The sequence below is a fragment of the Acinetobacter sp. YH12039 genome (assembly GCF_013420015.1).
GTDB lineage: Bacteria > Pseudomonadota > Gammaproteobacteria > Pseudomonadales > Moraxellaceae > Acinetobacter > Acinetobacter amyesii.
The window spans coordinates 1-20936 of record NZ_VOZA01000046.1; the positions used below are offsets into that span (position 1 = coordinate 1).

Below are 20936 nucleotides of genomic sequence, written 5' to 3' on the forward strand. Positions count from 1 at the left end.
CAATTAATTTGATGGCTTCAGCTTTAAATTCTGTGGTGTAAGTCTTGTGTTTCTTGCTCATGGTAAACTCCTGATGAGTGTGTTTAGTTTACCAAGTTAAAACCTCCTGTTTTTTCAGCACACATCACCACCAGTTATAACGACGAAGCAGAACGACCAGTACCTGTATTTTTAGATCCTATTGCAAACCCTGTGAGTCCAAGCACTTTAAATCAGTGGGCGAAACAACAGCATACCGCCGAACAGAAAACGACAACTAATCGTATTGCGTCATAAACAGATTTTTGAGCTAAGAACAGAAAAGATTAAACAAATTTAAAGGACGACATCATGACAACGTTATCACGACAACTACCTGATTTTTATGAATACCATGAGAATGAGACGCAATACTACTTACGACAAATGCAATATCCAGAAGATATGGCTTTGGTTCATAAATGGATGCATGAACCGCATGTTATTCCACAGTGGCAGCTCAATAAGTCAGAAACTGAACTAAAAGTGTATTACGAAAAAATGCTGGCAGATGATCATCACCGAATTTTGATTGTGGGGGTAAATGGTGAAGATGTGGGCTACACAGAGATCTACGAAGGAAAACGGGATCGATTAGGTTTGTACTACGACGGTGATGAGCTTGATCTAGGTTGGCATTTGTTATTTGGTGAAAAGTCCGTTTTTGGTAAAGGCTATTTACGTCCCGTCATGCGTTTATTGAGTTTTTATATCTTTGAAAATGCTGCATCAGCCAAGATTGTGGGAGAGCCTGATCATAGTGTGAAGCCTTATGCCGTCGTAGTTGAAGACATGTGCTATGAAGCGCAGCGCCTAATCCCAATGCCTGAAAAGACCGCCATGTTGTATTACTGCTTTAGAGAAACATTTTATTCAAAATTTGGTCATTACTTAAACGACTCCAAGGCATTTCAGCATCAGCAACTAGCTAAGGCGGTGTCATGAGTTATCGCTGCACCCACATGCACATACTGGACATGCGCTTTTCAGCGCATGTTTCAGTGGAAGAGTTTGAACAATGGTTGACTCAAGTTGAGCGCTTTTTTCTGAAAAGTCAGCCCTTTGTTTTGGTTATGCAAACGGCTGAGGGAACGACTTTTCCTGAAGAATATCGGCAAATACAGGCCGTTTGGTACAAGAAGTTTAAACATCTCTTTTTTCAATATTGTTTGGGTCTGGTGCGTATTGCGCAAGATCCAGATGACTTCAAACGTTTAAATACACCCGCGCTGCATGCAGCGTGGCGTGTGCCTTATTACGTTTCATTAGAACAGTCTGATGCGCTGCAATGGGCAGTGCAGAGGTGGATATGCAACAACACCCAAGAAAATTAAATCATGCAATTTCACCATCTCAAATTTCAGTCCTGAGTTTGAGCGTCGTGATTATTTTGTACTTAGCACATGCATTGCCTTTGTATTTTTACAATGTGGCTTTGCCTGCCATTTTACGACATCAAGGGGTAGATTTACGCTGGATCGGCATGTTATCGCTGCTTTATATTCCATGGGCATTCAAGTTTTTTTGGGCGCCTTGGATCGATCAGCTCTATGTCAAAAAACTCGGTAAACGTAAAACATGGCTGTTGTTTACGCAAATCGCATTGGTACTGGGGGTACTGGTTTTAGCCTTTACGCAGTTTTCTTATGGGCTGACTTTATTTGTCATTGTTGGTTTATGGATTTCAACGTTTGCGGCAACGCAAGATATTGCGATTGATGGTTATACCGTAGAGAAATTTACCGAAGGCAATTACCGTCTGGGCAGTATGGCACAGAGTATTGGGGTGGCCGTCGGTAGCATGCTTGGTGGCGCTGCAACTTTATGGATTTACCAATATTGGGGTTGGCAGTCAGCGCTCACAACTTTAGCGCTGCTGACATTTTTAACCATGTTTGCTGTGTTTTTTATTCAAGAAGAACCACAAACTCAAATTGCCAAAGCCAAACCAAGCCTACGACAAGCGTTTAAACGACCTGCGATTCGTTGGGCCTTGCTGCTCATCGTTTGTTATCGCGTGGTGGAAGCACCCGCTATGGCAATGCTGAATCCCATGTTGATCGATCAAAAATGGTCACTGTCTCAGATCGGGGTGTTGATGTCTGTGGTCGGTGCCGGTGTCGGTCTGATTGCAGCTGTTAGTGCAGCTGTATTGCTGAAAAAAATCAAAGTGACGCAATTGTTGGTCTGGGCAGGATGGTTACGTACATTGCTATATGCCGTCATTGGGGCAGCCGTTGTATTGGAGTGGTTGAATCAATGGCATCTGCTTTTAGGTCTATTTGTCGTGTTGATGCTAGCCATTCGTTATATCGCCATGACATCACTCTATGCCTATTTCATGCAGACCAGTTCTAAAGAACAGGCAGGTACCGATTTCACCATATTAGTTTGCTTTGAATTGCTCGTTTACTTTATTGGCGGCGCATTTTCAGGCTTTCTCGCAAAATCATTAGGCTATGGACATTTTTACTTGGTATTGGCAATCGGCTCAGTAATCAGTGTCTTACTTAGTCAACGCATTGTTTTAAAAACACAAAATTTAAAAACTCAAACACTTCCGACTCAATCGGAACTCTAAGAAATGGAAAAGAATATGAAACGTTTAGCTCTACCGATGCAACTGACTTGTCTCAGCCTTGCAATTTGCACTCAGCTTTATGCGCAAGACGTCACAACGGACACAGCACAAAATACAGCAGTTGAAACACAAACTACAGAAGCCACTAAAATGGCCCCGATTGTCGTGACGGCAACCCGTTCTGCGAAAAGCATTGCCGATATTGCGGGTACGGTGTACAGCATTCCTAAAGAAGAAATTGAAAAACAAGCCAATGCAGGTAAAAGCATAGCCGATATTGTCGGTTTATTGGTGCCATCACTGACTCCATCGAGTGGTACAACGTCTAACTATGGGATGACCATGCGTGGACGTGTGGTGCAATACATGATCGATGGTGTGCCGCAAACGGGATATCGTGATGGATCTCGACAACTGGCGAGTATTAGCCCGTCGATGATTGAACGAATTGAAGTGGTCTCAGGTGCAAGTAGTATTTATGGTTCAGGTGCGACAGGCGGTATTATCAATATCATCACCAAACGTGGTGGATCTGAGCCGCTGAGTTTTGAAACGAAAGTCGGTGTCACTTCTGGTAATAATTTTAAGTCTGATGCGCTAGCTTATGAAGCTGCACAAACCATGAACTTTAATCAAGGCAATTTACGCGGAACTTTAGGTGCAAGCTATACCAAACGTGGTGAAATACAAGATAGCCATGGCAACCGTATTGGGCCTGAGATTGCGCAAACAGACCGTCAAGATACCGACACCTTAGATCTAAATGGTCGTGTCAGTTGGAAAATTGCCGATGGTCAAACGCTGAGTTTTGGTGCGCAATATTATAATGATGAGCAAGATAGTGACTATGGTCCAGACTATGGTCCAAATTTAAATGCGCTGCGCTCACAGCCCGTGGGTGGCAAGCTGCCGTTGTCACTAAATGCAGTAAAAGGCTTACAACTTGCTGAACAACCACAAACTGAACGTTATAGCGTCAACGCACAATATGAAAATCAGGATATTTTAGGGCATCGTCTAAACGCTGAAACCTATTATCGAAATGAAAAAGCACGGTGGTTCCCATCTGCACGTCAAATGGCCCCTGAACTCTTCTTGGTGTATCAGTCAGAAACCGATATTGATGTGTTAGGCGCACGTGTTGCTCTACAAAAAGATCTTAACTTAAATGGTCGTGAACTGGGGCTAACCTATGGTGTGGACTATGAAAATGAAAAAGATCAACAAAATATCCAAATGTATGACAGTGCTACATTTATTCAAAGTAATGGTCTGAGTTATCAGCCGTTTAACTATTATGCCTTTGGCCCTGATGTTGAAACAGAAAAACTTGGGGTATTTGCCCAAGCGCAATATGAATTAACCGACCGACTAGGCTTACAAGCCGGCATTCGCCATGAACGTGTAGAAAGCGATGTCGATTCATCTGTGCCTTATATGGAAGCCATAACTGCAGATTTAACCCCAGGTTATGTGGCGAAAACACTGAATGGCGGCAAAGTAAAACATGATGCAACGCTGTTTAATGTTGGCGCGGTGTATCACTTAACAGATGCACAGCAAGTGTTTGCGAATTTCTCACAAGGTTCAAACTTGCCCGATGTGCAACGTATGCTGCGCGATGTGCCAGCAAATTCTGTGATTAATAGCCAAACCATTGACCCGATTAAAGTCAATAACTATGAACTCGGTTGGCGTGTACAAAATGCCGGTGGTTTAAATGCAGGAGTGACAGCTTTTTATAATGACTCAGATAAAAGCCTGAAATTTGGTGCGCCGAATTACACCATTGATGTTATTGATACCGATGAACGTATCTATGGTGTCGAAGCCAATGCCAGTTATGAAGTTCAACCAAATTGGACAGTTGGGGGCACAGTTGCATATACCACGGGCCAATTTAAAAATACCCAAGGTGACTGGCAAGAATTGGATGCTATTCGTGTAGCACCTTTAAAAGGTACAGCATTTTCAGAGTGGCAATTTGATAATGACATGAGCCTACGTGTACAAGCTTTAGCGATTGGCGGTACAGACAAAGCCCAAAAAGACGCTGTGAAATATGGATCTGCTCCAGCAGCGGCAATTAAAGGCTTTGCAACGATGGACGTGATTGCCAATGCAAAAGTAGGACCGGGTAATGTGGGCTTTGGTGTCTACAACGTGTGGAATACGGATTATAAGTCGGTATACAGTCAGTCGGTTGAAACTGTCTATGGCCCAATTTCTAGCCTAGCTGCTCAAGGTCGCACCTACGGTTTAAGTTATACAGTGAAATACTAATTTAACTCCTGAATCGGGTTTAAAGCACGGTATCGTGACTTACAAAATAGAGGTGGCTTAAGTCACCTCTATTGTTTATAACGTAGCCATTAAAAATGGATAACAAAAATAATGGATCGAAATAACAAACTGTTTATTGCCGCCAGTCTTGCCAATGGTGCAAGTTTCTCGATGATATTGCCGCTGTTGGCGCCATTGGTTCGTGAGTTAAAACTTACTGAGCTACAAGGTGGCGCGATGGTTTCCGTCGGTGCGCTGCTGATGGCTGTCGGTGCCATTTACATTTCAAAAAATCAATCTAAGTTTTCGATTTATCAACTCTTGAGTATCGGTTTTGTGGGCATGGCTGTGACATGGGGGCTATTTACAGCCGTGTTGATGTATGGCCTTACTGTTCATATAGGGATGTTGCTGCTATTTAGTTTATTAATGTTGTCACGCGCAGCGACTGGGGTATTTATGGCGATGCCACAGATTGCCTTGCAAACTTATGTGATGACCCGTTTTAGCAATGAGCAGCAGCGTTCACAAGCAATGTCAAAATTCGGTGCATTAAATAGTGCAGGCGTGATCATTGGTCCATTTCTAACCACCTTGCTGCTGGGCTTTGGTGGAATCATGACGCCGCTTTGGGCAGCAATCATTATTTTAGCGTTGATTTCTGTGGTCTTGGTGTTCAGCTTTGACCGACATACCGAACAGCATAGCGTTGAAAAGCCAGTGACAGAAAAGCATGAGGCAGCATCTACGGATTTGAGCATTCAGCAATGCTATCCATGGTTAATGTTGGGATTTAGTCTCTATCTTGCCATCGTGACCGTAAATTTAACGGCCGGGTTTTATATTCAAGACCGCTTTAATATGACTGCTGCAGAAGGCGCAGTGCATTTTGCAGAGTGTTCTCTCATCGTGGGTATTGCTTTGGTGGTGATGCAAACACTGATTTCTAAATATTTAAATTGGTCTGTATATCGCTTACTGTGGGTTGGGCTGTTTAGCATGGCTGCAGCCTTGCTAATTTCGGTTTTCACCAATGAATTACGGATATTCCAAGCCACGTACCTGTTATATGGTATATCGGTTGCGTGTTTAATCCCTGCATTTACAACGGGTGCAGCGCAAACGGCGCCCAGTGCGTTACAGACCAAGGTGGCAAGTTGGTGTACAGCCACTCAGGCTTTGAGCTTTGTTGTCGGGCCACTGATTAGCACGGGTTTATACCAGTGGCACAAAGAATTTCCGTATTATTTTTTATTTTTAGTGATGCTCGGTCTGATCGTATTCTTTTTATTTCAAACCAAAACTCAAACCGTGAAGCGAGTGACTGAGTGAAATATGCATCGAGTTGTATAAATACTTCAATAGGTCGGTGTGAAGATAGGACTATCCTGCCAATAGATGGTTTTGATTACATGATGTTACTTGATCGGTGATTGATCTTACAAAATAGATTTTAAAAGCAAGATTTTTGATTAAAAAATAACCACAATTGTTTCATTAATTCTCAAAGTACTGAATCAATAGTTTTCTCCGTTATTCTTTTTACATAAAAAAATAACGGAGGTTAAATGCTTAAATTTAATAATGATTTGGTTCTGGGCGCCATTTTTGATATGGATGGAACAATGTTTGATACTGAACGTTTACGGTTTCAAACATTGAAACAGGCATCTCTTGAATTGACCGGTGTTGAGTTTTCCGAATCGTATCTGATGAATTGTTTGGGGCTAAGTGCACAAAGCGCGCATCGATTGGCCCAAGCCGAATATGATGAAAACATTCCATACGCAGATATTCGCAAACGTGCAGATGAATTAGAGCTGGAGCATGTTCGTCAGTTTGGTGTACCGATCAAAAAAGGCTTGGTTCAAGTTTTAGAACGCTTACGCAAGTCAGGACTACGAATGGCCGTAGCAACATCGAGTCGCCGCGCAATCGCAGAAGAGTATCTCATCAATGCCAATGTGTATAAGTTCTTTGATGTCTTAGTCTGTGGTGATGAAGTTGAAAATGGTAAACCGCATCCGGAAATATTTATACGTTCTGCCGCAAAGCTGAATTTAAGTCCTGCTGATTGTTTGATGTTTGAAGATTCGGAAAATGGTGTGACTTCAGCCTTTGACGCTGGCGGTATTACCGTACTGTTTAAAGATATTAAATCGCCCAATCAAAACATGCTGTCCAAAGCCAAATATTATTATGAATGTATGTATGACTGCTTGACGGAACTTGATCCGTTCACCGCGCATTTAGAGATGCCACTTGTGCAAGAGGCTTTTCCACAAACACTCAATCAACTCACAGTCGGTATTCATGGTTTTGGGGCGATTGGTGGTGGCTATTTAGCTCAAATTTTGTCGCATTGGGATGGTTATACTCGCCCGAAAAAAATCTATGCTTCGACACGTAACCCTTTATATCGCTCTGCGGTCAATGCATTTGGTACCTATTGTATTCGCTATGGTCAATTGTCTTATGACGAACGCATTGAAAACATGGCAGTCATTGATGCTGAAAATATTCAGCAGATGCAAGAGATGTACACAGAGTCAAGTTTGGTTGCCATCTGTTTGCCTGAAAAAGCGATTGCAGAAGAGGCCAAAACCATTGCACAAGGCCTGTATGCACGACATATTGCACATGATGAGAAAGCCATCGAACCTCTAACGATGCTGATCATTTTGAACAAAGTCGGAGCAAAACAATTATTAATGTCACATTTAAAACAGGCTTTAACTGAGCTTGCTGGAGCGGTCGTTGCAGAGAAAATCGTGCAACAACATTATTTTTGCGATACCGTGGTCAACCGCATGGTGTCTAAGTTAAGTGACCAAAACCTATATCGTCAGCTCCGTATAAAATATAATATTTTCAAACAATTTCAATTAGATGAACTTGAAGTAGATGCTCAATTAGACTTAGAAGATGCGACGAAATTAAATCCAGATCAGGAACGTCAGGCTACTTTATATGTTGAGGATATGCGACGCAATTTTCACCCAAGTCATATATTGCAAAGCATGGATTTAATTTTATTCAATGCTGAATCTGACATGCCGATCTATGTAGAAAATAACAGTCCTTTGTTAGAAAAAATGCGTCAAATGATTTTGGTCGATCATATTGAAGATATCCAGTTAATTAAAAATCGCTTATGGAATGGCGTGCATGCCATGTTGGCTTGGCAATCTGCACTGTTCAATCATCAAACCATAGGTGTGGCACTTGCAGATAATCGCGTTGATCAATTTATGCATGAACTCATTGGCGAGGTGCAGGCTGGTTTAGCACGATGCTTACCAAATCGTGCTTTTGATCTAACACGACTGGCAGAAAGCTTTATAAACTCTTGTGAACATGCGTATAAAGATCCATGTGCGCGTGTGGCACGAGATCCTTTACGTAAACTTGCAATTAATGAACGAGTGTTGGGCTCGTTGGCGACCAATGTGAAATATGGACTGGAGACAACACATCTACAACAAGGGATTGTCTATGGTTTGATGTATGCCGTGAGTGTAAATCAATGTACGATGGATCAGGCTATCAACTTTATCCAGTTGCAATTTTCAGAACTGAAAAAGACCAACGAGCTTGAACAACTGGAACGTATTGAACAGATTGAGGCCAATGTAATGATACAGTTGCAGCATTTTTCTGATCAGTCCACAGAGCAGTTTACATCTTGGAAAAACCATGCTGTAACGCAAGATCAGAAAGATACTGCGAAATTTGCCTAAAATATAATGCTTATCTGTGCGCAATGTATATTGAATCAAAATGCTGAGTATGACTCGGCATTTTTTTCTTACAAAGAAGCTTTAGATGAATGAATTTCAGCTTTAAATGAATATTACTAAATCAAAATTGGGCAAAGTCTGTTTTGATTCATGCTTTAATAAAGCAGATTAAATTTAAAGTGATTTATCTGTGTTTTTAAAACCCTCAATGCAAGTCGTACCGACGCTCAATCAGGATTATCCCGATTGGCATCAAGGTCGTCAGCACTATGCTTTGTGGTATATAGAAATACAGGATCCTGAATTATTGGCGTATCTCGCAGCACTTCGAGCGCAGTTTTCAGATCTTTTATACACGCCAAATACGCGCCAATTTCATATTACCGTGTTTATTTGTGGCTTTATTGAAGAGTTAAATAAAACCCAATTAATAGATCATTCTGAACAACGATGGAATGATAATTTCTCAGCAGATGAATTGGCACTGCACCGACAACAACTTCGACAGTTATCGCTATCTAATATTCGGTTACGTACAGGTCAGATCAATAGCTTTCAAAGCGCGCTGTTTATTGAAATTGTGGATTTAGATCGTAAGTTAGAGCATCTACGTCAAGCTTTTAATTTAAGTTCGAATGAAATTGCACCGATCGAATATTGTCCGCATATCACATTGGGCTTGTATAAACAGGCATGGAATAGCGATGATATTTTTGAAAGAATCCAACAAGTTGAACAGCACTGCTTTGATTTTGAAAGCGAGCAACTGACTTTTGGTCATTATCAGGCTCAAGTACTACAAGGGGCATTAAGTCCTTATTATCAACATCAGTTTAGACAAAATATAGAGATGGCACAGTCATGATTCATTTCATTTTGGGTGGGGCGCGTTCAGGTAAGAGCCGACTTGCAGAACAAAAAGCCAAAGAAAGTGCTCAAGCCGTGATCTATGTGGCTACAGCACAAGCCTATGATGATGAAATGCAGGAGCGAATTCAGCATCATCAAGCAGACCGACCTGAACATTGGGGGCTGATTGAAGAGCCTCTATATTTAGCCGACCGCTTAGTTGAAATAGACCAAGCTCATCAAACCATTCTTATCGATTGTTTAACGCTGTGGATGAGTAATTTATTGCTGCATGAACAAGCAGACTTTCAACAGCATCAATGCCAAAAATTACTTACGGTGCTGCCAAAATTAAAGTCAGACATTATTTTAGTCAGTAACGAAACTGGGCTGGGCGTTGTTCCCATGGGACAAATCAGTCGAAAATTCGTCGATGAATCTGGGCGCTTACATCAACAAATTGGTCAAATCGCTGACCATGTGGTGTTTTGTGTTGCAGGTTTTCCAATGATCTTAAAAGGAGATAAAGCATGAACTGGTGGCAAGAACCCTGTCAAAATCCAAGTATCGAAGCTAAGCAACAGGCGTCAAATCACCAGTTACAGCTAACTAAACCTACGGGCTCGCTTTCAGAACTTGAAAATGTTGCGGTGCAACTTGCATCATTACAAAATACAGATCAGCCTAATATGGATTTTCCATGGATCACCATCTTTGCAGGTGATCATGGTGTGATGGAAGAAAATATTTCGGCCTATCCTCAAGCTGTCACACGCCAAATGCTACAAAACTTCACGACCGGTGGTGCATGTATTAGTGTCATTGCACGTGAGTATCAAGCCAAACTACAAGTGATTGACTGTGGTTCGGTGGGTGAAGCCTATGAATATGCAGGGGTAGAGCGCCACTGTATTGCCGCAGGTACGGCAAATTTTGCTAAAACTGTTGCGATGACCGAATCACAATGTATTGAAGCGATGAATCTTGGCCGTAAAAGTGTTGAAGATGCTATCGCTGCAGGTGCGTCTATTTATGTCGCAGGGGAAATGGGCATTGGCAATACCTGTTCGGCTTCTGCTGTCGCATGTTTTTTATTTAATGAGCCGGCCGAAAAACTGACAGGTGTTGGTACAGGTATTCGTGCTGAACAATTGGCACATAAGAAACAAGTGATTGATCAAGCTTTAGCTTTACATCAGGACTATGTCGGCCAAGATGTCTTTAAAGCTCTATGTGCTGTAGGTGGTTTGGAAATTGCCGCGATGGTTGGAGCGTACATTCGCTGTGCGCAATTGGGTCTGGCAATGGTCGTGGATGGATTTATTAGTACGGTTTCTGCCTTGGTCGCTGTTCGTTTAAATCCTGCTGTACGTGAGTGGATGCTTTTTGGTCATCAATCGGCTGAATATGGGCACCAACGTTTACTCCAAGCCCTTGAAGCTGAACCACTCTTAAAGTTGAATTTACGTTTAGGTGAAGGCAGCGGTGCCGGTGCGGCCTTGGGTTTAATTCGTTTGGCATGTCGCTTACATAATAACATGGCGACTTTCGCACAAGCTGCTGTGATTGGTGAAAAAGTTTAAATGGAACATTTCCGTTTAGATATATTGCGTCATGGTGAGACTGAACTGAGCCATACCTTACGTGGCTCTACAGATGATGCTTTGACGCAAAAAGGTTGGCAGCAGATGCAGCAGACCATAGATGAAGCATTAGACGGTACGTATACATACGGTTTAGCGAGCTGGGATGTCATCATCACTTCTGACTTACAGCGTTGCCGTTTATTTGCTTTGGAACTGTCTCAACAGCTTGAACGTCCAATGTTTGAAAATGCGAAGTTTCAAGAAATGCATTTTGGTGACTGGGAAGCAGTATCAACCAAGCATATCTATGAAAACACCCCAGAGTTACTCGCACAGTTTTGGCAAAGTCCAAGTACATTTACGCCACCGAATGCAGAAAGTCTTCAGCAATTTCAACAACGGATATTAAGCGGTCTAGATGAGCTAGTTTTGCAGGCTCAACAGCATCATTGGGACCGCGTTTTATTGGTTTCCCATGGTGGTGTGATTAAATTATTAAAATGTATGGCACAGCAAAGTCATTTAGATGATTTATTAAAAATGACTGCCGAATTGGGACAATTAAATTCATTCATTGTGAAAAATCGTGCAAATATTCGTATTTTGGAGCAAAGTGAATGACACCTTTTTGGATTGCTCTCCAGTTTCTCACGACTTTCCCGATTCAACTCAAAGCGATGCCATCGAAACAGCAAAATGGACAGTCTTTGCTGTTTTATCCAGCGGTGGGATTGTTGATTGGCGGCATTCTTGCCTTGCTTGCTTTCACATTTCACAGCCTGCCGATCATCTTACTTAGCAGTATTTTGCTTGTGGTCTGGATTTGGCTCACAGGTGGTTTACATCTAGATGGTTTAGCAGATACGGCAGATGCGTGGGTCGGTGGCTTTGGTGATGCCGAGCGTACACTTAAAATCATGAAAGACCCTGCATGTGGGCCGATTGGTGTGTTGAGCCTCGTCGTGATTTGCTTACTCAAATGGTCGGCACTTTATGTTTTGCTACAACAGCAAATGTATTTGGCATTGATTGTATTTCCAGTATTAGGTCGTTTAGCCCCTTTATTTTTGTTTTTAACAACTCAGTATGTCCGTGAAAAAGGCTTAGGCTCATCGATAGCAGCAACTATTCCACGAAAGTCGGCATACATGATATTTACACTCTGCCTAAGTGCATGTTTGTATTTTAGCTGGCCTGGAGTTGTGAGTATATTTACGTTTATTTGTACTTTACTGTATTTACGATGGAAATTTATTCAGCGTATAGGTGGCGTGACGGGCGATACAATTGGTGCAGCGATTGAAATCACAGAGGTGTCGAGTCTTTTAGCGTTTGTCATAGCACTTCATTATGTAATTGCTTAGTTTTACAGTGAAATGACTTAACTCCTGATTTAAAAAAAGCCCAGCTAATGCACTGGGCTTTTTATTTTATCCTAATAGATAAATGACCAAATGAATAAGTGATGGCCCAAGCAATACCATAAAGACCCCAGCTAGTACCATGCTCAAGCAGGCTGCAACACCTTCTTCTTTATGACGTGATAACGCCTTACTTGTACCAAATCCATGTGCAGCATTGCCAAGAGCCGCACCTTGCGCAAAGCGTGAATGCAATTTAAGCCCAGCCAAAACTAGGTCAGCCAAAGCCACGCCGGCAATCCCAGTAATCATGGTAAATAGAATCACCAATTCGACTGAACCCCCAATATTCGAGGTAAGTTCCATGGCAAAGGGGGTAGAAATGGAACGTGCCATTAAGCTATAAGACGTTTCTTGGTCAAACTGAAACAACTGTGCCAAATAAAAAGCACTGATAATTCCTGCTAACATGCCAATCACGATGCCCAAACTAATACTCAGCGCATGCTGACGGATAATTTGTCGATATTCATAGATGGGAATAGCAAAGGCCACAGTGGCAGGGCCGAGCATCCATACAATCCATTGGCTTTCTTGCATATAGGTGTCATATGAAATATGAAAGCAAAGCATGAGTATAATCAGCACAAACGGGACGAATAGTGCAGGGGAAAGAACCATATACGGTAACTTACGATGTAGCTTTTTCGCCAAAATATAACCGACAAGGGTCAGGACGAAAAACAATACAGAGATGCTGTTCAACCCAAAATCGTTCATAAGGTTTTTCCTGCTGTGTTGACATCATGATCTGTCGCAGTTTGGTGTTTCGCTTTAAGTTTTGCCTCGAGTTTAAAGCCCCAATAAACCGTAAATGCTGTAAACACCATGACACAGACGGTACCCAGTACCACGGCTAAAATTAACTGCCAGCCAGAGCTGAGTAATAAATCTTGATATTTAATTAATCCAACTACACAGGGGATAAAGAATAGAACCAGTTCAGCCAAAATAAAATCTGAGCCTTGTTTGATCCACTGCATTTTAAATAAACCACTCAACAATGCGGCTAAAAGGAGCAATAAACCAATCACGCCAGCAGAGATCGGCAAGTTAAACCAAGATTGAATGCAAGAGCCAATCCACCAGATCAATATCAATAAACTTAGCTGCGCTAAAGTTTTAAGAAACTGGGTAAATTTGGAAGTAGATTGTGGAAACGTATCCATGAGACGACAGTAGAATAGGAGATGACGCTATTTTAAAAGTGCATACCCTGTATAATTATGAATAATTAATTATTAATTATGCTTAAATGGAATAATAATGGACATTAAAAGCCTAAAAGTCTTTGTGACCATCGTACAAAAACAGAGTTTTAGTCATGCAGCAGAAGCGCTTTTTGTCACTCAGCCGACCATTAGTAAATTAATTCGTCAGTTAGAAGACGAGATCGGAGTGCCTTTATTTCATAAAGGAGAAGCAGGTCGAAAAAGGGAAGCACAGCTCACCTATATGGGAGAGCAGATTTATCAGCATGCTTTAGTGATTTTGAATGAACAACAACGGATGCTTGATACTGTCACCCAAGTTCGCGCCTTAAAACAAGGTAAATTGACTCTAGGTTTACCGCCATTGGCATCGGTATTGTTCAGTCAGTTAATTGCGCTGTTTCATAAAAAATACCCGAATATTGAATTAAGCTTTTTTGAGGTAGGGGCAACAGGTATTGAAAATGCCATTTTAAAAAAACAGGTCGACGTCGGGATTATTTTGGGTCACTTGAAACCGGTGCTGAGTGGTATTCCAGTGATGGAGTCACCTTTGTGTCTATTGTCCAAAAAAAACTCACAGTGGCGTAAGCGAAAAACAGTATCGCTGATTGAATTAAAAGAAGAATCCTTTTTATTATATGATGATACCTTCACACTCAATGACATCATTATACAGGCGGCAAACTACGTCGGATTTGAGCCCAATGTAGTGTGTAAAAGTAGCCAGTGGGACTTCATCGCCAAAATGGTAGATTCAAATGTCGGGATTGCACTCCTGCCTAAAATTTATTGTGAACAACTTGATGCGGCAAAATACCATATGGCTGAATTAGAAAATCCAAACCTAGACTGGAAACTCAGTATGGCCTGGAATACCACTGTTGCCATGAGTCCCGCAACGCGTGCATGGCTAGAAATCATTGAAGACAATAAAGACAAAATACATTTTTAGTTCGTTCACAGATCAAGCCGATAAATAAATGATTGGAAATGAAGGTTGATTTATGATTTGTATATCAAAGATTATTGAAAAGGATTTTGCAAAATCAACAGGCATGAATTAAATTGGGTGTTGGTCGTTATTTTTGATGGTTCATAAAATGAAATGGGATGATATTGGTCAACAACCGTGTTCAATCGCTCGTGCGCTTTCAGTGCTAGGGGATCGTTGGACCATGTTGATTATCCGTAATGCATTTATGGGCATTCGACGTTTTGATGACTTTCAACAAAATCTCGGTGTGACGCGTCATGTGTTATCCGACCGATTAAAGCGTTTGGTTGAAGAGGGTATTTTAACCAAAGTTGCTTATGTCGAGCGTCAGGAACGTTTTGAATATCGACTGACGCAAAAAGGCTTAGACTTGTATCCAATCCTTTTAGCTATGACACATTGGGCCGATCAATATATGGATCAGGGCTTAGGATCACCTGTTGAATATGTGCATCAGGTATGTGGGCAAAAATTTAAACCGGTTTTAGTGTGCTCATGTTGTGCTGAACCGATCCAAGCCAAACAGGTCAAACCTATATTTACCCAAGCCTATTACATCGCTCTAAATCAATTAAAACCTGCCTAAGCTGTTTTATGGCTTTCTTCAAGATGCTGATTTACATCTATTTAGCCAAAATAGCCTAAGCGGTATTTAGATTGCTTTAAAATTACAAACAATTTGCAGGCTTAGGGATTCCCGCTAAACGACTTAAATGCCGAGCGACCAAACCCGTGTTAAATTTGTCTTGTAACACCGCATTATTAATATCAGCGCTCACCGTTTTCATTAAAAATTTAATGAGTGGGCGAGTTGCCGGTGAGTGACCAAACTGTTGATAAAACTGTCGTACAGCTTGTAAAACTTCAAAATGCCAAGGGCTTAACTCAAGTTCTAAACTTTTAGCCAGTTCTTGGGCAACAGCTTCATTCCAAATAGTGTAATCCACCAAATGGCCATCTTGGTCTAATTCAAGATTCATATTCATTCCAAAAGAGAAGATTGTAGAAATGGATCGCTTTTACTCAAATTATTTGAGTGAAATACATCGTTTAAATCTAAGGCATAGATCAGCAAAAGCGGCATAGTCGATCACTTTCATATGACTATAATTCATACTTTTACCTAAAATTTCAGCATCATTTTCAAGTACATAACATGTGCCAAATTGCTGAATTTGTTCATCTGCAATATGTAAGACTGCTTCACCCATCAAGATGATCGCATCTTCAGGGTTGATTAAACTGGCTAACTGCTGGATGTGCTGTAGGGTATTGGCGTAGCTGGCTTGGACTAAATACAGCGTAGAATTTGACATCATCATTCCTCTTTTACCAATACAACACATGATCAAATTGTTGAATCAATTCAGTATTGAATTGAACAAACTCAAGTTCTTGTTCACTATTGATCACAAATGGATGCTGTGAATTTTTTTGTTCAATATAAATCGGGGTGAGATCATAAAACTCAAAGCTATCAACCATGTTGGAAGCGAGTTTAAACGCATGCTTGAGCTGACTAAACTCTTGTTCTGCTTGAAGTAAGCTTAGCGCAGCATCTTTGAGCAACACTTTTACGTCACAACCGAAGGTTGCAAGCACCATGGTCGCAGAAAGACTTTCATGTACTTGTAAGCTTGCAAGATTTGCATGGGTTAAAACAACCAGTACAGATTTCACGTAATTTTCCTTTTCAATGCTACAAATGCGCGGCAATAAAAATACTTAGAATTGCAATAAACGGTCTGCAGTTTGTACGGCATCGGCAAGTTCACCTAAGCCCACAAGTTCAAATTGCTCAGCTAGATTATGTTGCTGAATATTGTGACGCTGTGCATTTTCCTGATCTGTGATCCCACGTGCGAGCGCTGCACTTACGCAAACAGGTAAACGAATGCCGAGTTTTTGCCATTCTCTACTGAGTTTGCGTTGATCATCAGGCACCCATTGCAGGGCATTCGCCACATTTACAGCATCTTGATAGAAAAAAACCCGAAAGTTTTCGCCTTTCTGCTTCAGCGCTTGGGCAAGACCCAAAGCATGCCAAGCCAGTATCGAAGTGGGTGAGGAGGTAATTAGTAATAGAGTACTCATCGAAATTCACTAAATGAATAAACGGTCTAGATCGACAGTTTGTTCTGAGTTCAGAAGAAAAAGCTAGTATACAATGATTTACTCAATGATCTGAATATTTGCAAAGTTTTGCTTATTTAGGCAGCGAAGTCATTGCCAATTTTTCTTCAAATATAACTTTTGGTTTATTTGGGATTCAGCCTCAAGCTAACACTTTTCATAAATAAACTGTGCGGTTACATACTGAAAAATCTTTATATGAATAAAACGCAATTTTTGATTTTACAGAGTGCTATGATCTTTTCATTTTTTTAAACCACCTCATGAATATAGAGAAATTTAATTTAAGTTTATTTAATTCAATCAATGCTTCGGACAATGCTTTAGATTTCACCATTTCTTTTGCCATATTTATAGCCAATGATCTATTTTATATCGTGATTCTTTTGATGTTTTTGGCTTGGTTTAAAGGAAGTTTTGATACAAAAAAGCAAATCGTTAAAGCCACTGTGTTTACTATCGTCGCTTTTCTGATCAGCCAAGTGATTTCAAGTTTCTTTTACTATCCTAGACCCTTTGTCTTGGACGTTGGACGCACGATTATAGAACATTCACCAAATGGATCATTCCCGAGTGATCACATGCTGTTTTTTAGTACGATTGCATTTTCTTATATTTTTTCAAAGCAAAAAGCTGTCGGCTATGTATTTCTAGCTTTCGCTTTTCTTGTGGCGTGGTCGAGAGTCTATTTGGGTGTGCATTATCCAATGGATATGGCTGGGGCGCTGATCATTGCAGTTTTGCTGAATTTTGTCGGACTGTCTTTATGGCGAAAATATGGGTCTTATTTGGTGAGCTTGATCTTAAAAGTTTACGAGTTCCTATTCTCAGCCATGATTAAAAAAGGCTATATCCGCTAAATTAAGTTCCTTAGATATCTGCGATTTCTAAAGTTTGCTGCTGCTATAGTTACATTGCCAACATCTTGCTAGATGAATAATTCTAATGATTCATCTGGCATTCACATCCAGATCCTATACCTCAAAAAATAGTCAGACTGCTCAATGCTGTTTGCTCATTCGATAAGATCATTTCTAATATTTTGTTGCTGTGTAATATGTTTGCAGTGCGACTATTTTTAAATATCTTCTTCTAAACGCGTTCACTCAAATGCCACGAATAATTGTGATGTCTTCAAATTGGATCGCTAGCGAGATCATTTGTCGTAAATCAAATACAGTTAATATCCATAACTGCAACACAGTCAAAATTCTAAAGCAGTAAGATAAAACTAGAATGCTCTTGCAGATTGTTCGGCTCATGAAAAATGCTGAGGCGAAGTTTCAAAATTTAGATCTGTAGATAAGTTGGTGACGACACCAAGATGATGCCAAAGATTTGTAAAAGCTTGATAACTATAAGGAGTATCTAAACAATGATTTTAGTGACTGGTGGTTTAGGCTTTATAGGCTCACATATAGCCTTGAGTTTAATGGCTCAAGGTCAAGAAGTCATTATTGTGGATAATTTATCCAATGCAAATTTACAAACACTTGAACGACTAGAATTTATTTCAGGCATGTATGTGCCTTTTGTCAAACTCGATATTCGCAATACTCCCGCACTCAATAAAGTATTTGAACAATATACCGTCGATGCTGTCATTCATACGGCAGGCTTTAAGTCATTGGAAGAATCCGTCCTTAAACCACTTGAATATTATAATGATAATGTCAGTTGTATCATGAGTTTGCTGCGTGCTATGCAGCGAACAGGTGTACGAACACTGATCCATTTATCAAGTTTAGCGGTATATGGACAGTCGTCGGCAGAATTAACAGAAGACACAGAAATCAATTTTACCTATCCAAATCCCTATGTGAAATCTCAACAAATGGTGGAAGAAATTATACGGGATACGGCACGTACTGATAATGAGTGGAAAATTGCGATTTTGCGTTTAGGAAACGTCGCAGGTGCTTTCGAACATGCAGTTTTAGGTGAGTTTGTTGCGCCATTGCCAAAAAATATCGTGCCGCTTGCGATGCAAGTCAGGGCTTTACAACGAGACTTTATTGAACTTCGCAAACAAGCTAAAACTGAAGATGGTACTGTGGAACGGAGTTTCTTGCATGTACTCGACTGCTGTAAGGCGGTGTGGCAATGTTTGCAATGGTTGTCGCAGCAGCAATTCGCCTGTGAGGCTTTTAATATTTCAGGTGAGTTGGTTTCGATACAGCAACTGTTAGATACGCTTTCAGAAGTGACACAGGCGGAGATTAAGACGGTCGAATCTAGTTTTTACCCCAGCCATGAATATGACCAGCTTGGGGCAAGTACACAGAAAGCGAAAAGTACTTTTGATTGGCAGCCTGAACAAGATTTAAAGAAAATGCTAGAAGATGAATGGCGTTTCTATCAACAAACATTAAGAGGGAATTAACTCGTCTTGTTTTCGGTAAATTTAATCATCGTGCATGATTTTCTTTATAAAATCACGATAAAGATTATCAAATAAATCATTTATAATTGATAATGGTTATTATTTACAAACCTAAGCAAGTTACCTAAACTGTATTTATCAGCAGAATTTGATTCTGCACAGACGTTCAAGTTTTATAGATAAGGATATGAGGTCATTTATGCAAACACGTATTGAACATGACACAATGGGCGATGTTGAAGTACCTAGCGATGCGATGTGGGGTGCACAAACACAGCGTAGTTTGCAAAACTTTAAAATTGGTGGTGAACGTTTACCACGTCCAATGATTCGTGCAATGGGTCTCGTGAAAAAATCAGCTGCGATCACCAACGCAGCATTGGGTCAAATCCCTCAGGAACTTTCTGGATATATCGTCAATGCAGCCGAAGAAGTGATCTCCGGTCAATGGGATGCACAATTTCCACTGGTAGTTTGGCAAACTGGTTCAGGCACGCAAAGTAACATGAACTGTAATGAGGTAATTGCCAATATTGCCAATCAAAAACTGGGTAATCCGTTGGGCTCACAAAAACCTGTCCATCCCAATGATCATGTCAATCGTGCTCAATCGACCAACGATTCATTCCCAACCGCAATTCATGTGGCTGCAAGTCTACAAATCAATGAGCTTTTAATTCCTGCAGTAACAAAACTGCGTAATACCTTAGAAGCTAAATCTAACGATTTTAAAGATATTGTTAAAATTGGCCGTACACATTTACAGGACGCAACGCCTTTAACATTAGGCCAAGAGTTTAGCGGCTATGTTTCACAGCTCGATCATGGTTTGAAGCGTTTAAATCAAGCTTTAGAAGGACTGTATGAATTACCACTAGGTGGTACAGCGGTCGGTACAGGTCTGAATGCACATCCTGAATATGCTGTAAAAGCAGCAGCAGAACTTGCGAAACAAACGGGTCTGCCATTTGTCACTGCGCCAAATAAATTTGAAGCACTAGCAGGGCGTGATGCAGCTGTATTCGCGTCGGGTGCTTTAAAAACACTTGCTGCAAGTTTAAATAAAATCGCTAATGATGTGCGTTGGTTAGCCAGTGGCCCACGTTGTGGTTTTGGTGAGCTACGCATTCCAGAAAATGAGCCAGGCTCAAGCATCATGCCAGGTAAGGTCAATCCAACTCAAAGTGAAGCCATGACGATGGTGGTTGCTCAAGTACTTGGAAATGACACAACCATTAATGTTGCCGGTGCATCGGGTAACTTTGAATTAAACGTGTTTATGCCTGTTATTGCCTTTAACCTATTGCAATCTATTCAACTCCTCGGCGATGCATGTAATAGCTTCAATGACCACTGTGCAGTAGGCATTGAACCAAACCGTGAAAAAATCGATCATTTCTTACATGATTCATTAATGTTAGTTACGGCGCTCAATCCAGTAATTGGTTATGAAAATGCTGCGAAAGTTGCTAAAACCGCATATAAAGAAGGCAAAACCTTAAAACAAGTTGCGGTAGAACTCGGATTAGTTACTGCTGAGCAATTTGATGAAGTGGTTCGTCCTGAGCAAATGGTTTCACCAAATACAAAATAAATTGTTTTGAGATTAGGGTGTGTTGACATTTACAGCCGATAAATTGAGCTAAAGAGGCAACCATATAAATATACAAGCTAAAGCAACAGCGCTTTGATAGTTACGTTTTAGCTTATCGTATCTTGTGGCAATTCCTCTAA

Annotated in this window: 22 protein-coding genes and 1 pseudogene; 16 read left to right on the forward strand and 7 right to left on the reverse strand. The window is 40.8% G+C overall.

Features of this window, described 5'->3' with window-relative positions:
* Nucleotides 1–330: 330 nt before the first annotated feature.
* From FTT98_RS14470 to FTT98_RS14520, 11 genes are all read left to right on the forward strand, one after another.
* On the forward strand, nucleotides 331–963 hold the full coding sequence (locus tag FTT98_RS14470; RefSeq protein WP_168378659.1) for a GNAT family N-acetyltransferase: 633 nt from the start codon (nucleotides 331–333) through the stop codon (nucleotides 961–963).
* The gene (locus tag FTT98_RS14475) at nucleotides 960–1352 is read left to right on the forward strand and encodes a hypothetical protein (protein WP_078190999.1); all 393 of its coding nucleotides are present in this window, start codon (nucleotides 960–962) and stop codon (nucleotides 1350–1352) included. Before FTT98_RS14470 ends, FTT98_RS14475 begins: the two co-directional genes overlap by 4 nt.
* On the forward strand, nucleotides 1328–2599 hold the full coding sequence (locus FTT98_RS14480) for an MFS transporter (protein WP_257230221.1): 1272 nt from the start codon (nucleotides 1328–1330) through the stop codon (nucleotides 2597–2599). The genes FTT98_RS14475 and FTT98_RS14480 overlap by 25 nt, the downstream gene beginning before the upstream one ends.
* A gap of 15 nt (nucleotides 2600–2614) precedes the next feature.
* Nucleotides 2615–4882, forward strand: a complete 2268-nt coding sequence (locus FTT98_RS14485) for a TonB-dependent receptor (RefSeq protein WP_180177502.1) — start codon at nucleotides 2615–2617, stop codon at nucleotides 4880–4882.
* A gap of 111 nt (nucleotides 4883–4993) precedes the next feature.
* Nucleotides 4994–6214, forward strand: coding sequence for an MFS transporter (locus tag FTT98_RS14490; protein WP_180022103.1), 1221 nt, complete (start codon nucleotides 4994–4996; stop codon nucleotides 6212–6214).
* 236 nt (nucleotides 6215–6450) lie between these two features.
* On the forward strand, nucleotides 6451–8622 hold the full coding sequence (mtlD, locus tag FTT98_RS14495) for a bifunctional mannitol-1-phosphate dehydrogenase/phosphatase (RefSeq protein WP_180177503.1): 2172 nt from the start codon (nucleotides 6451–6453) through the stop codon (nucleotides 8620–8622).
* 190 nt (nucleotides 8623–8812) lie between these two features.
* Nucleotides 8813–9487: a 2'-5' RNA ligase family protein gene (locus FTT98_RS14500; protein WP_373683976.1), complete on the forward strand. Its 675-nt coding sequence runs from the start codon at nucleotides 8813–8815 to the stop codon at nucleotides 9485–9487.
* The gene (gene cobU, locus FTT98_RS14505) at nucleotides 9484–10005 is read left to right on the forward strand and encodes a bifunctional adenosylcobinamide kinase/adenosylcobinamide-phosphate guanylyltransferase (protein WP_180110939.1); all 522 of its coding nucleotides are present in this window, start codon (nucleotides 9484–9486) and stop codon (nucleotides 10003–10005) included. The genes FTT98_RS14500 and cobU overlap by 4 nt, the downstream gene beginning before the upstream one ends.
* Nucleotides 10002–11054 (forward strand): nicotinate-nucleotide--dimethylbenzimidazole phosphoribosyltransferase, encoded by a 1053-nt coding sequence (cobT, locus tag FTT98_RS14510; RefSeq protein ID WP_180110938.1) that lies wholly within the window; start codon nucleotides 10002–10004, stop codon nucleotides 11052–11054. Before cobU ends, cobT begins: the two co-directional genes overlap by 4 nt.
* A complete protein-coding gene (locus FTT98_RS14515) occupies nucleotides 11055–11678 on the forward strand; it encodes a histidine phosphatase family protein (protein WP_180106050.1) in 624 nt (207 codons plus the stop codon).
* A complete protein-coding gene (locus tag FTT98_RS14520) occupies nucleotides 11675–12421 on the forward strand; it encodes an adenosylcobinamide-GDP ribazoletransferase (protein ID WP_180110937.1) in 747 nt (248 codons plus the stop codon). Before FTT98_RS14515 ends, FTT98_RS14520 begins: the two co-directional genes overlap by 4 nt.
* Before the next feature lie 66 nt (nucleotides 12422–12487).
* On the opposite strand, the gene FTT98_RS14525 is transcribed toward FTT98_RS14520, so the two are convergent.
* Together FTT98_RS14525 and FTT98_RS14530 are read right to left on the reverse strand one after the other, a co-directional pair.
* Nucleotides 12488–13198, reverse strand: coding sequence for an LrgB family protein (locus FTT98_RS14525; RefSeq protein ID WP_171262654.1), 711 nt, complete (start codon nucleotides 13196–13198; stop codon nucleotides 12488–12490).
* A complete protein-coding gene (locus FTT98_RS14530) occupies nucleotides 13195–13647 on the reverse strand; it encodes a CidA/LrgA family protein (protein ID WP_180022109.1) in 453 nt (150 codons plus the stop codon). The genes FTT98_RS14525 and FTT98_RS14530 overlap by 4 nt, the downstream gene beginning before the upstream one ends.
* Nucleotides 13648–13744: 97 nt before the next feature.
* Between FTT98_RS14530 and FTT98_RS14535 the strand changes: the two genes are divergently transcribed.
* Nucleotides 13745–14644 carry a LysR family transcriptional regulator gene (locus tag FTT98_RS14535; protein WP_180011413.1) on the forward strand — a complete coding sequence of 300 codons (900 nt, stop codon included), beginning with the start codon at nucleotides 13745–13747 and terminating at the stop codon, nucleotides 14642–14644.
* A 148-nt stretch (nucleotides 14645–14792) separates the two neighbouring features.
* On the forward strand, nucleotides 14793–15272 hold the full coding sequence (locus FTT98_RS14540) for a helix-turn-helix domain-containing protein (RefSeq protein ID WP_180177504.1): 480 nt from the start codon (nucleotides 14793–14795) through the stop codon (nucleotides 15270–15272).
* 82 nt (nucleotides 15273–15354) lie between these two features.
* Here FTT98_RS14540 and FTT98_RS14545 read toward each other — a convergent pair whose 3' ends face one another.
* From FTT98_RS14545 to tusD, 4 genes are read right to left on the reverse strand one after another with little or no spacing between them, the layout of a single operon-like run.
* Nucleotides 15355–15666 (reverse strand): TusE/DsrC/DsvC family sulfur relay protein, encoded by a 312-nt coding sequence (locus tag FTT98_RS14545; RefSeq protein WP_111884335.1) that lies wholly within the window; start codon nucleotides 15664–15666, stop codon nucleotides 15355–15357.
* A gap of 48 nt (nucleotides 15667–15714) precedes the next feature.
* Nucleotides 15715–16002 carry a DsrH/TusB family sulfur metabolism protein gene (locus tag FTT98_RS14550; protein ID WP_078190986.1) on the reverse strand — a complete coding sequence of 96 codons (288 nt, stop codon included), beginning with the start codon at nucleotides 16000–16002 and terminating at the stop codon, nucleotides 15715–15717.
* 13 nt (nucleotides 16003–16015) lie between these two features.
* Entirely contained in the window at nucleotides 16016–16366 is a 351-nt protein-coding gene (locus tag FTT98_RS14555; protein WP_078193833.1) for a hypothetical protein, read from the reverse strand.
* A gap of 45 nt (nucleotides 16367–16411) precedes the next feature.
* Nucleotides 16412–16780 (reverse strand): sulfurtransferase complex subunit TusD, encoded by a 369-nt coding sequence (tusD, locus tag FTT98_RS14560; protein WP_180011419.1) that lies wholly within the window; start codon nucleotides 16778–16780, stop codon nucleotides 16412–16414.
* Nucleotides 16781–17082: 302 nt separating this feature from the next.
* On the opposite strand from tusD, the gene FTT98_RS14565 reads away from it, so the two are divergent.
* The 3 genes from FTT98_RS14565 (at nucleotide 17083) to fumC (ending at nucleotide 20796) form a co-directional block, all read left to right on the forward strand.
* Nucleotides 17083–17679 (forward strand): phosphatase PAP2 family protein, encoded by a 597-nt coding sequence (locus tag FTT98_RS14565; protein WP_180133420.1) that lies wholly within the window; start codon nucleotides 17083–17085, stop codon nucleotides 17677–17679.
* A gap of 515 nt (nucleotides 17680–18194) precedes the next feature.
* Nucleotides 18195–19202, forward strand: coding sequence for an SDR family NAD(P)-dependent oxidoreductase (locus FTT98_RS14570; RefSeq protein WP_180177505.1), 1008 nt, complete (start codon nucleotides 18195–18197; stop codon nucleotides 19200–19202).
* A gap of 199 nt (nucleotides 19203–19401) precedes the next feature.
* Complete coding sequence (gene fumC / locus FTT98_RS14575) at nucleotides 19402–20796, forward strand: class II fumarate hydratase (protein WP_111884341.1); 1395 nt, start codon at nucleotides 19402–19404, stop codon at nucleotides 20794–20796.
* A 48-nt stretch (nucleotides 20797–20844) separates the two neighbouring features.
* Here fumC and FTT98_RS14580 read toward each other — a convergent pair.
* Nucleotides 20845–20936: pseudogene (locus tag FTT98_RS14580) on the reverse strand (IS5/IS1182 family transposase); the annotation flags it as partial.

What these genes read in the sequence shown, in the direction of transcription:
- FTT98_RS14470 (WP_168378659.1), top strand. Translation starts at nt 331, where the DNA reads ATGACAACGTTATCACGACAACTACCTGATTTTTATGAATACCATGAG.
- FTT98_RS14475 (WP_078190999.1), top strand. Translation starts at nt 960, where the DNA reads ATGAGTTATCGCTGCACCCACATGCACATACTGGACATGCGCTTTTCA.
- FTT98_RS14480 (WP_257230221.1), top strand. Translation starts at nt 1,328, where the DNA reads ATGCAACAACACCCAAGAAAATTAAATCATGCAATTTCACCATCTCAA.
- FTT98_RS14485 (WP_180177502.1), top strand. Translation starts at nt 2,615, where the DNA reads ATGAAACGTTTAGCTCTACCGATGCAACTGACTTGTCTCAGCCTTGCA.
- FTT98_RS14490 (WP_180022103.1), top strand. Translation starts at nt 4,994, where the DNA reads ATGGATCGAAATAACAAACTGTTTATTGCCGCCAGTCTTGCCAATGGT.
- mtlD (WP_180177503.1), top strand. Translation starts at nt 6,451, where the DNA reads ATGCTTAAATTTAATAATGATTTGGTTCTGGGCGCCATTTTTGATATG.
- cobU (WP_180110939.1), top strand. Translation starts at nt 9,484, where the DNA reads ATGATTCATTTCATTTTGGGTGGGGCGCGTTCAGGTAAGAGCCGACTT.
- cobT (WP_180110938.1), top strand. Translation starts at nt 10,002, where the DNA reads ATGAACTGGTGGCAAGAACCCTGTCAAAATCCAAGTATCGAAGCTAAG.
- FTT98_RS14515 (WP_180106050.1), top strand. Translation starts at nt 11,055, where the DNA reads ATGGAACATTTCCGTTTAGATATATTGCGTCATGGTGAGACTGAACTG.
- FTT98_RS14520 (WP_180110937.1), top strand. Translation starts at nt 11,675, where the DNA reads ATGACACCTTTTTGGATTGCTCTCCAGTTTCTCACGACTTTCCCGATT.
- FTT98_RS14525 (WP_171262654.1), bottom strand. Translation starts at nt 13,198, where the DNA reads ATGAACGATTTTGGGTTGAACAGCATCTCTGTATTGTTTTTCGTCCTG.
- FTT98_RS14530 (WP_180022109.1), bottom strand. Translation starts at nt 13,647, where the DNA reads ATGGATACGTTTCCACAATCTACTTCCAAATTTACCCAGTTTCTTAAA.
- FTT98_RS14535 (WP_180011413.1), top strand. Translation starts at nt 13,745, where the DNA reads ATGGACATTAAAAGCCTAAAAGTCTTTGTGACCATCGTACAAAAACAG.
- FTT98_RS14540 (WP_180177504.1), top strand. Translation starts at nt 14,793, where the DNA reads ATGAAATGGGATGATATTGGTCAACAACCGTGTTCAATCGCTCGTGCG.
- FTT98_RS14545 (WP_111884335.1), bottom strand. Translation starts at nt 15,666, where the DNA reads ATGAATCTTGAATTAGACCAAGATGGCCATTTGGTGGATTACACTATT.
- FTT98_RS14550 (WP_078190986.1), bottom strand. Translation starts at nt 16,002, where the DNA reads ATGTCAAATTCTACGCTGTATTTAGTCCAAGCCAGCTACGCCAATACC.
- tusD (WP_180011419.1), bottom strand. Translation starts at nt 16,780, where the DNA reads ATGAGTACTCTATTACTAATTACCTCCTCACCCACTTCGATACTGGCT.
- FTT98_RS14565 (WP_180133420.1), top strand. Translation starts at nt 17,083, where the DNA reads ATGAATATAGAGAAATTTAATTTAAGTTTATTTAATTCAATCAATGCT.
- FTT98_RS14570 (WP_180177505.1), top strand. Translation starts at nt 18,195, where the DNA reads ATGATTTTAGTGACTGGTGGTTTAGGCTTTATAGGCTCACATATAGCC.
- fumC (WP_111884341.1), top strand. Translation starts at nt 19,402, where the DNA reads ATGCAAACACGTATTGAACATGACACAATGGGCGATGTTGAAGTACCT.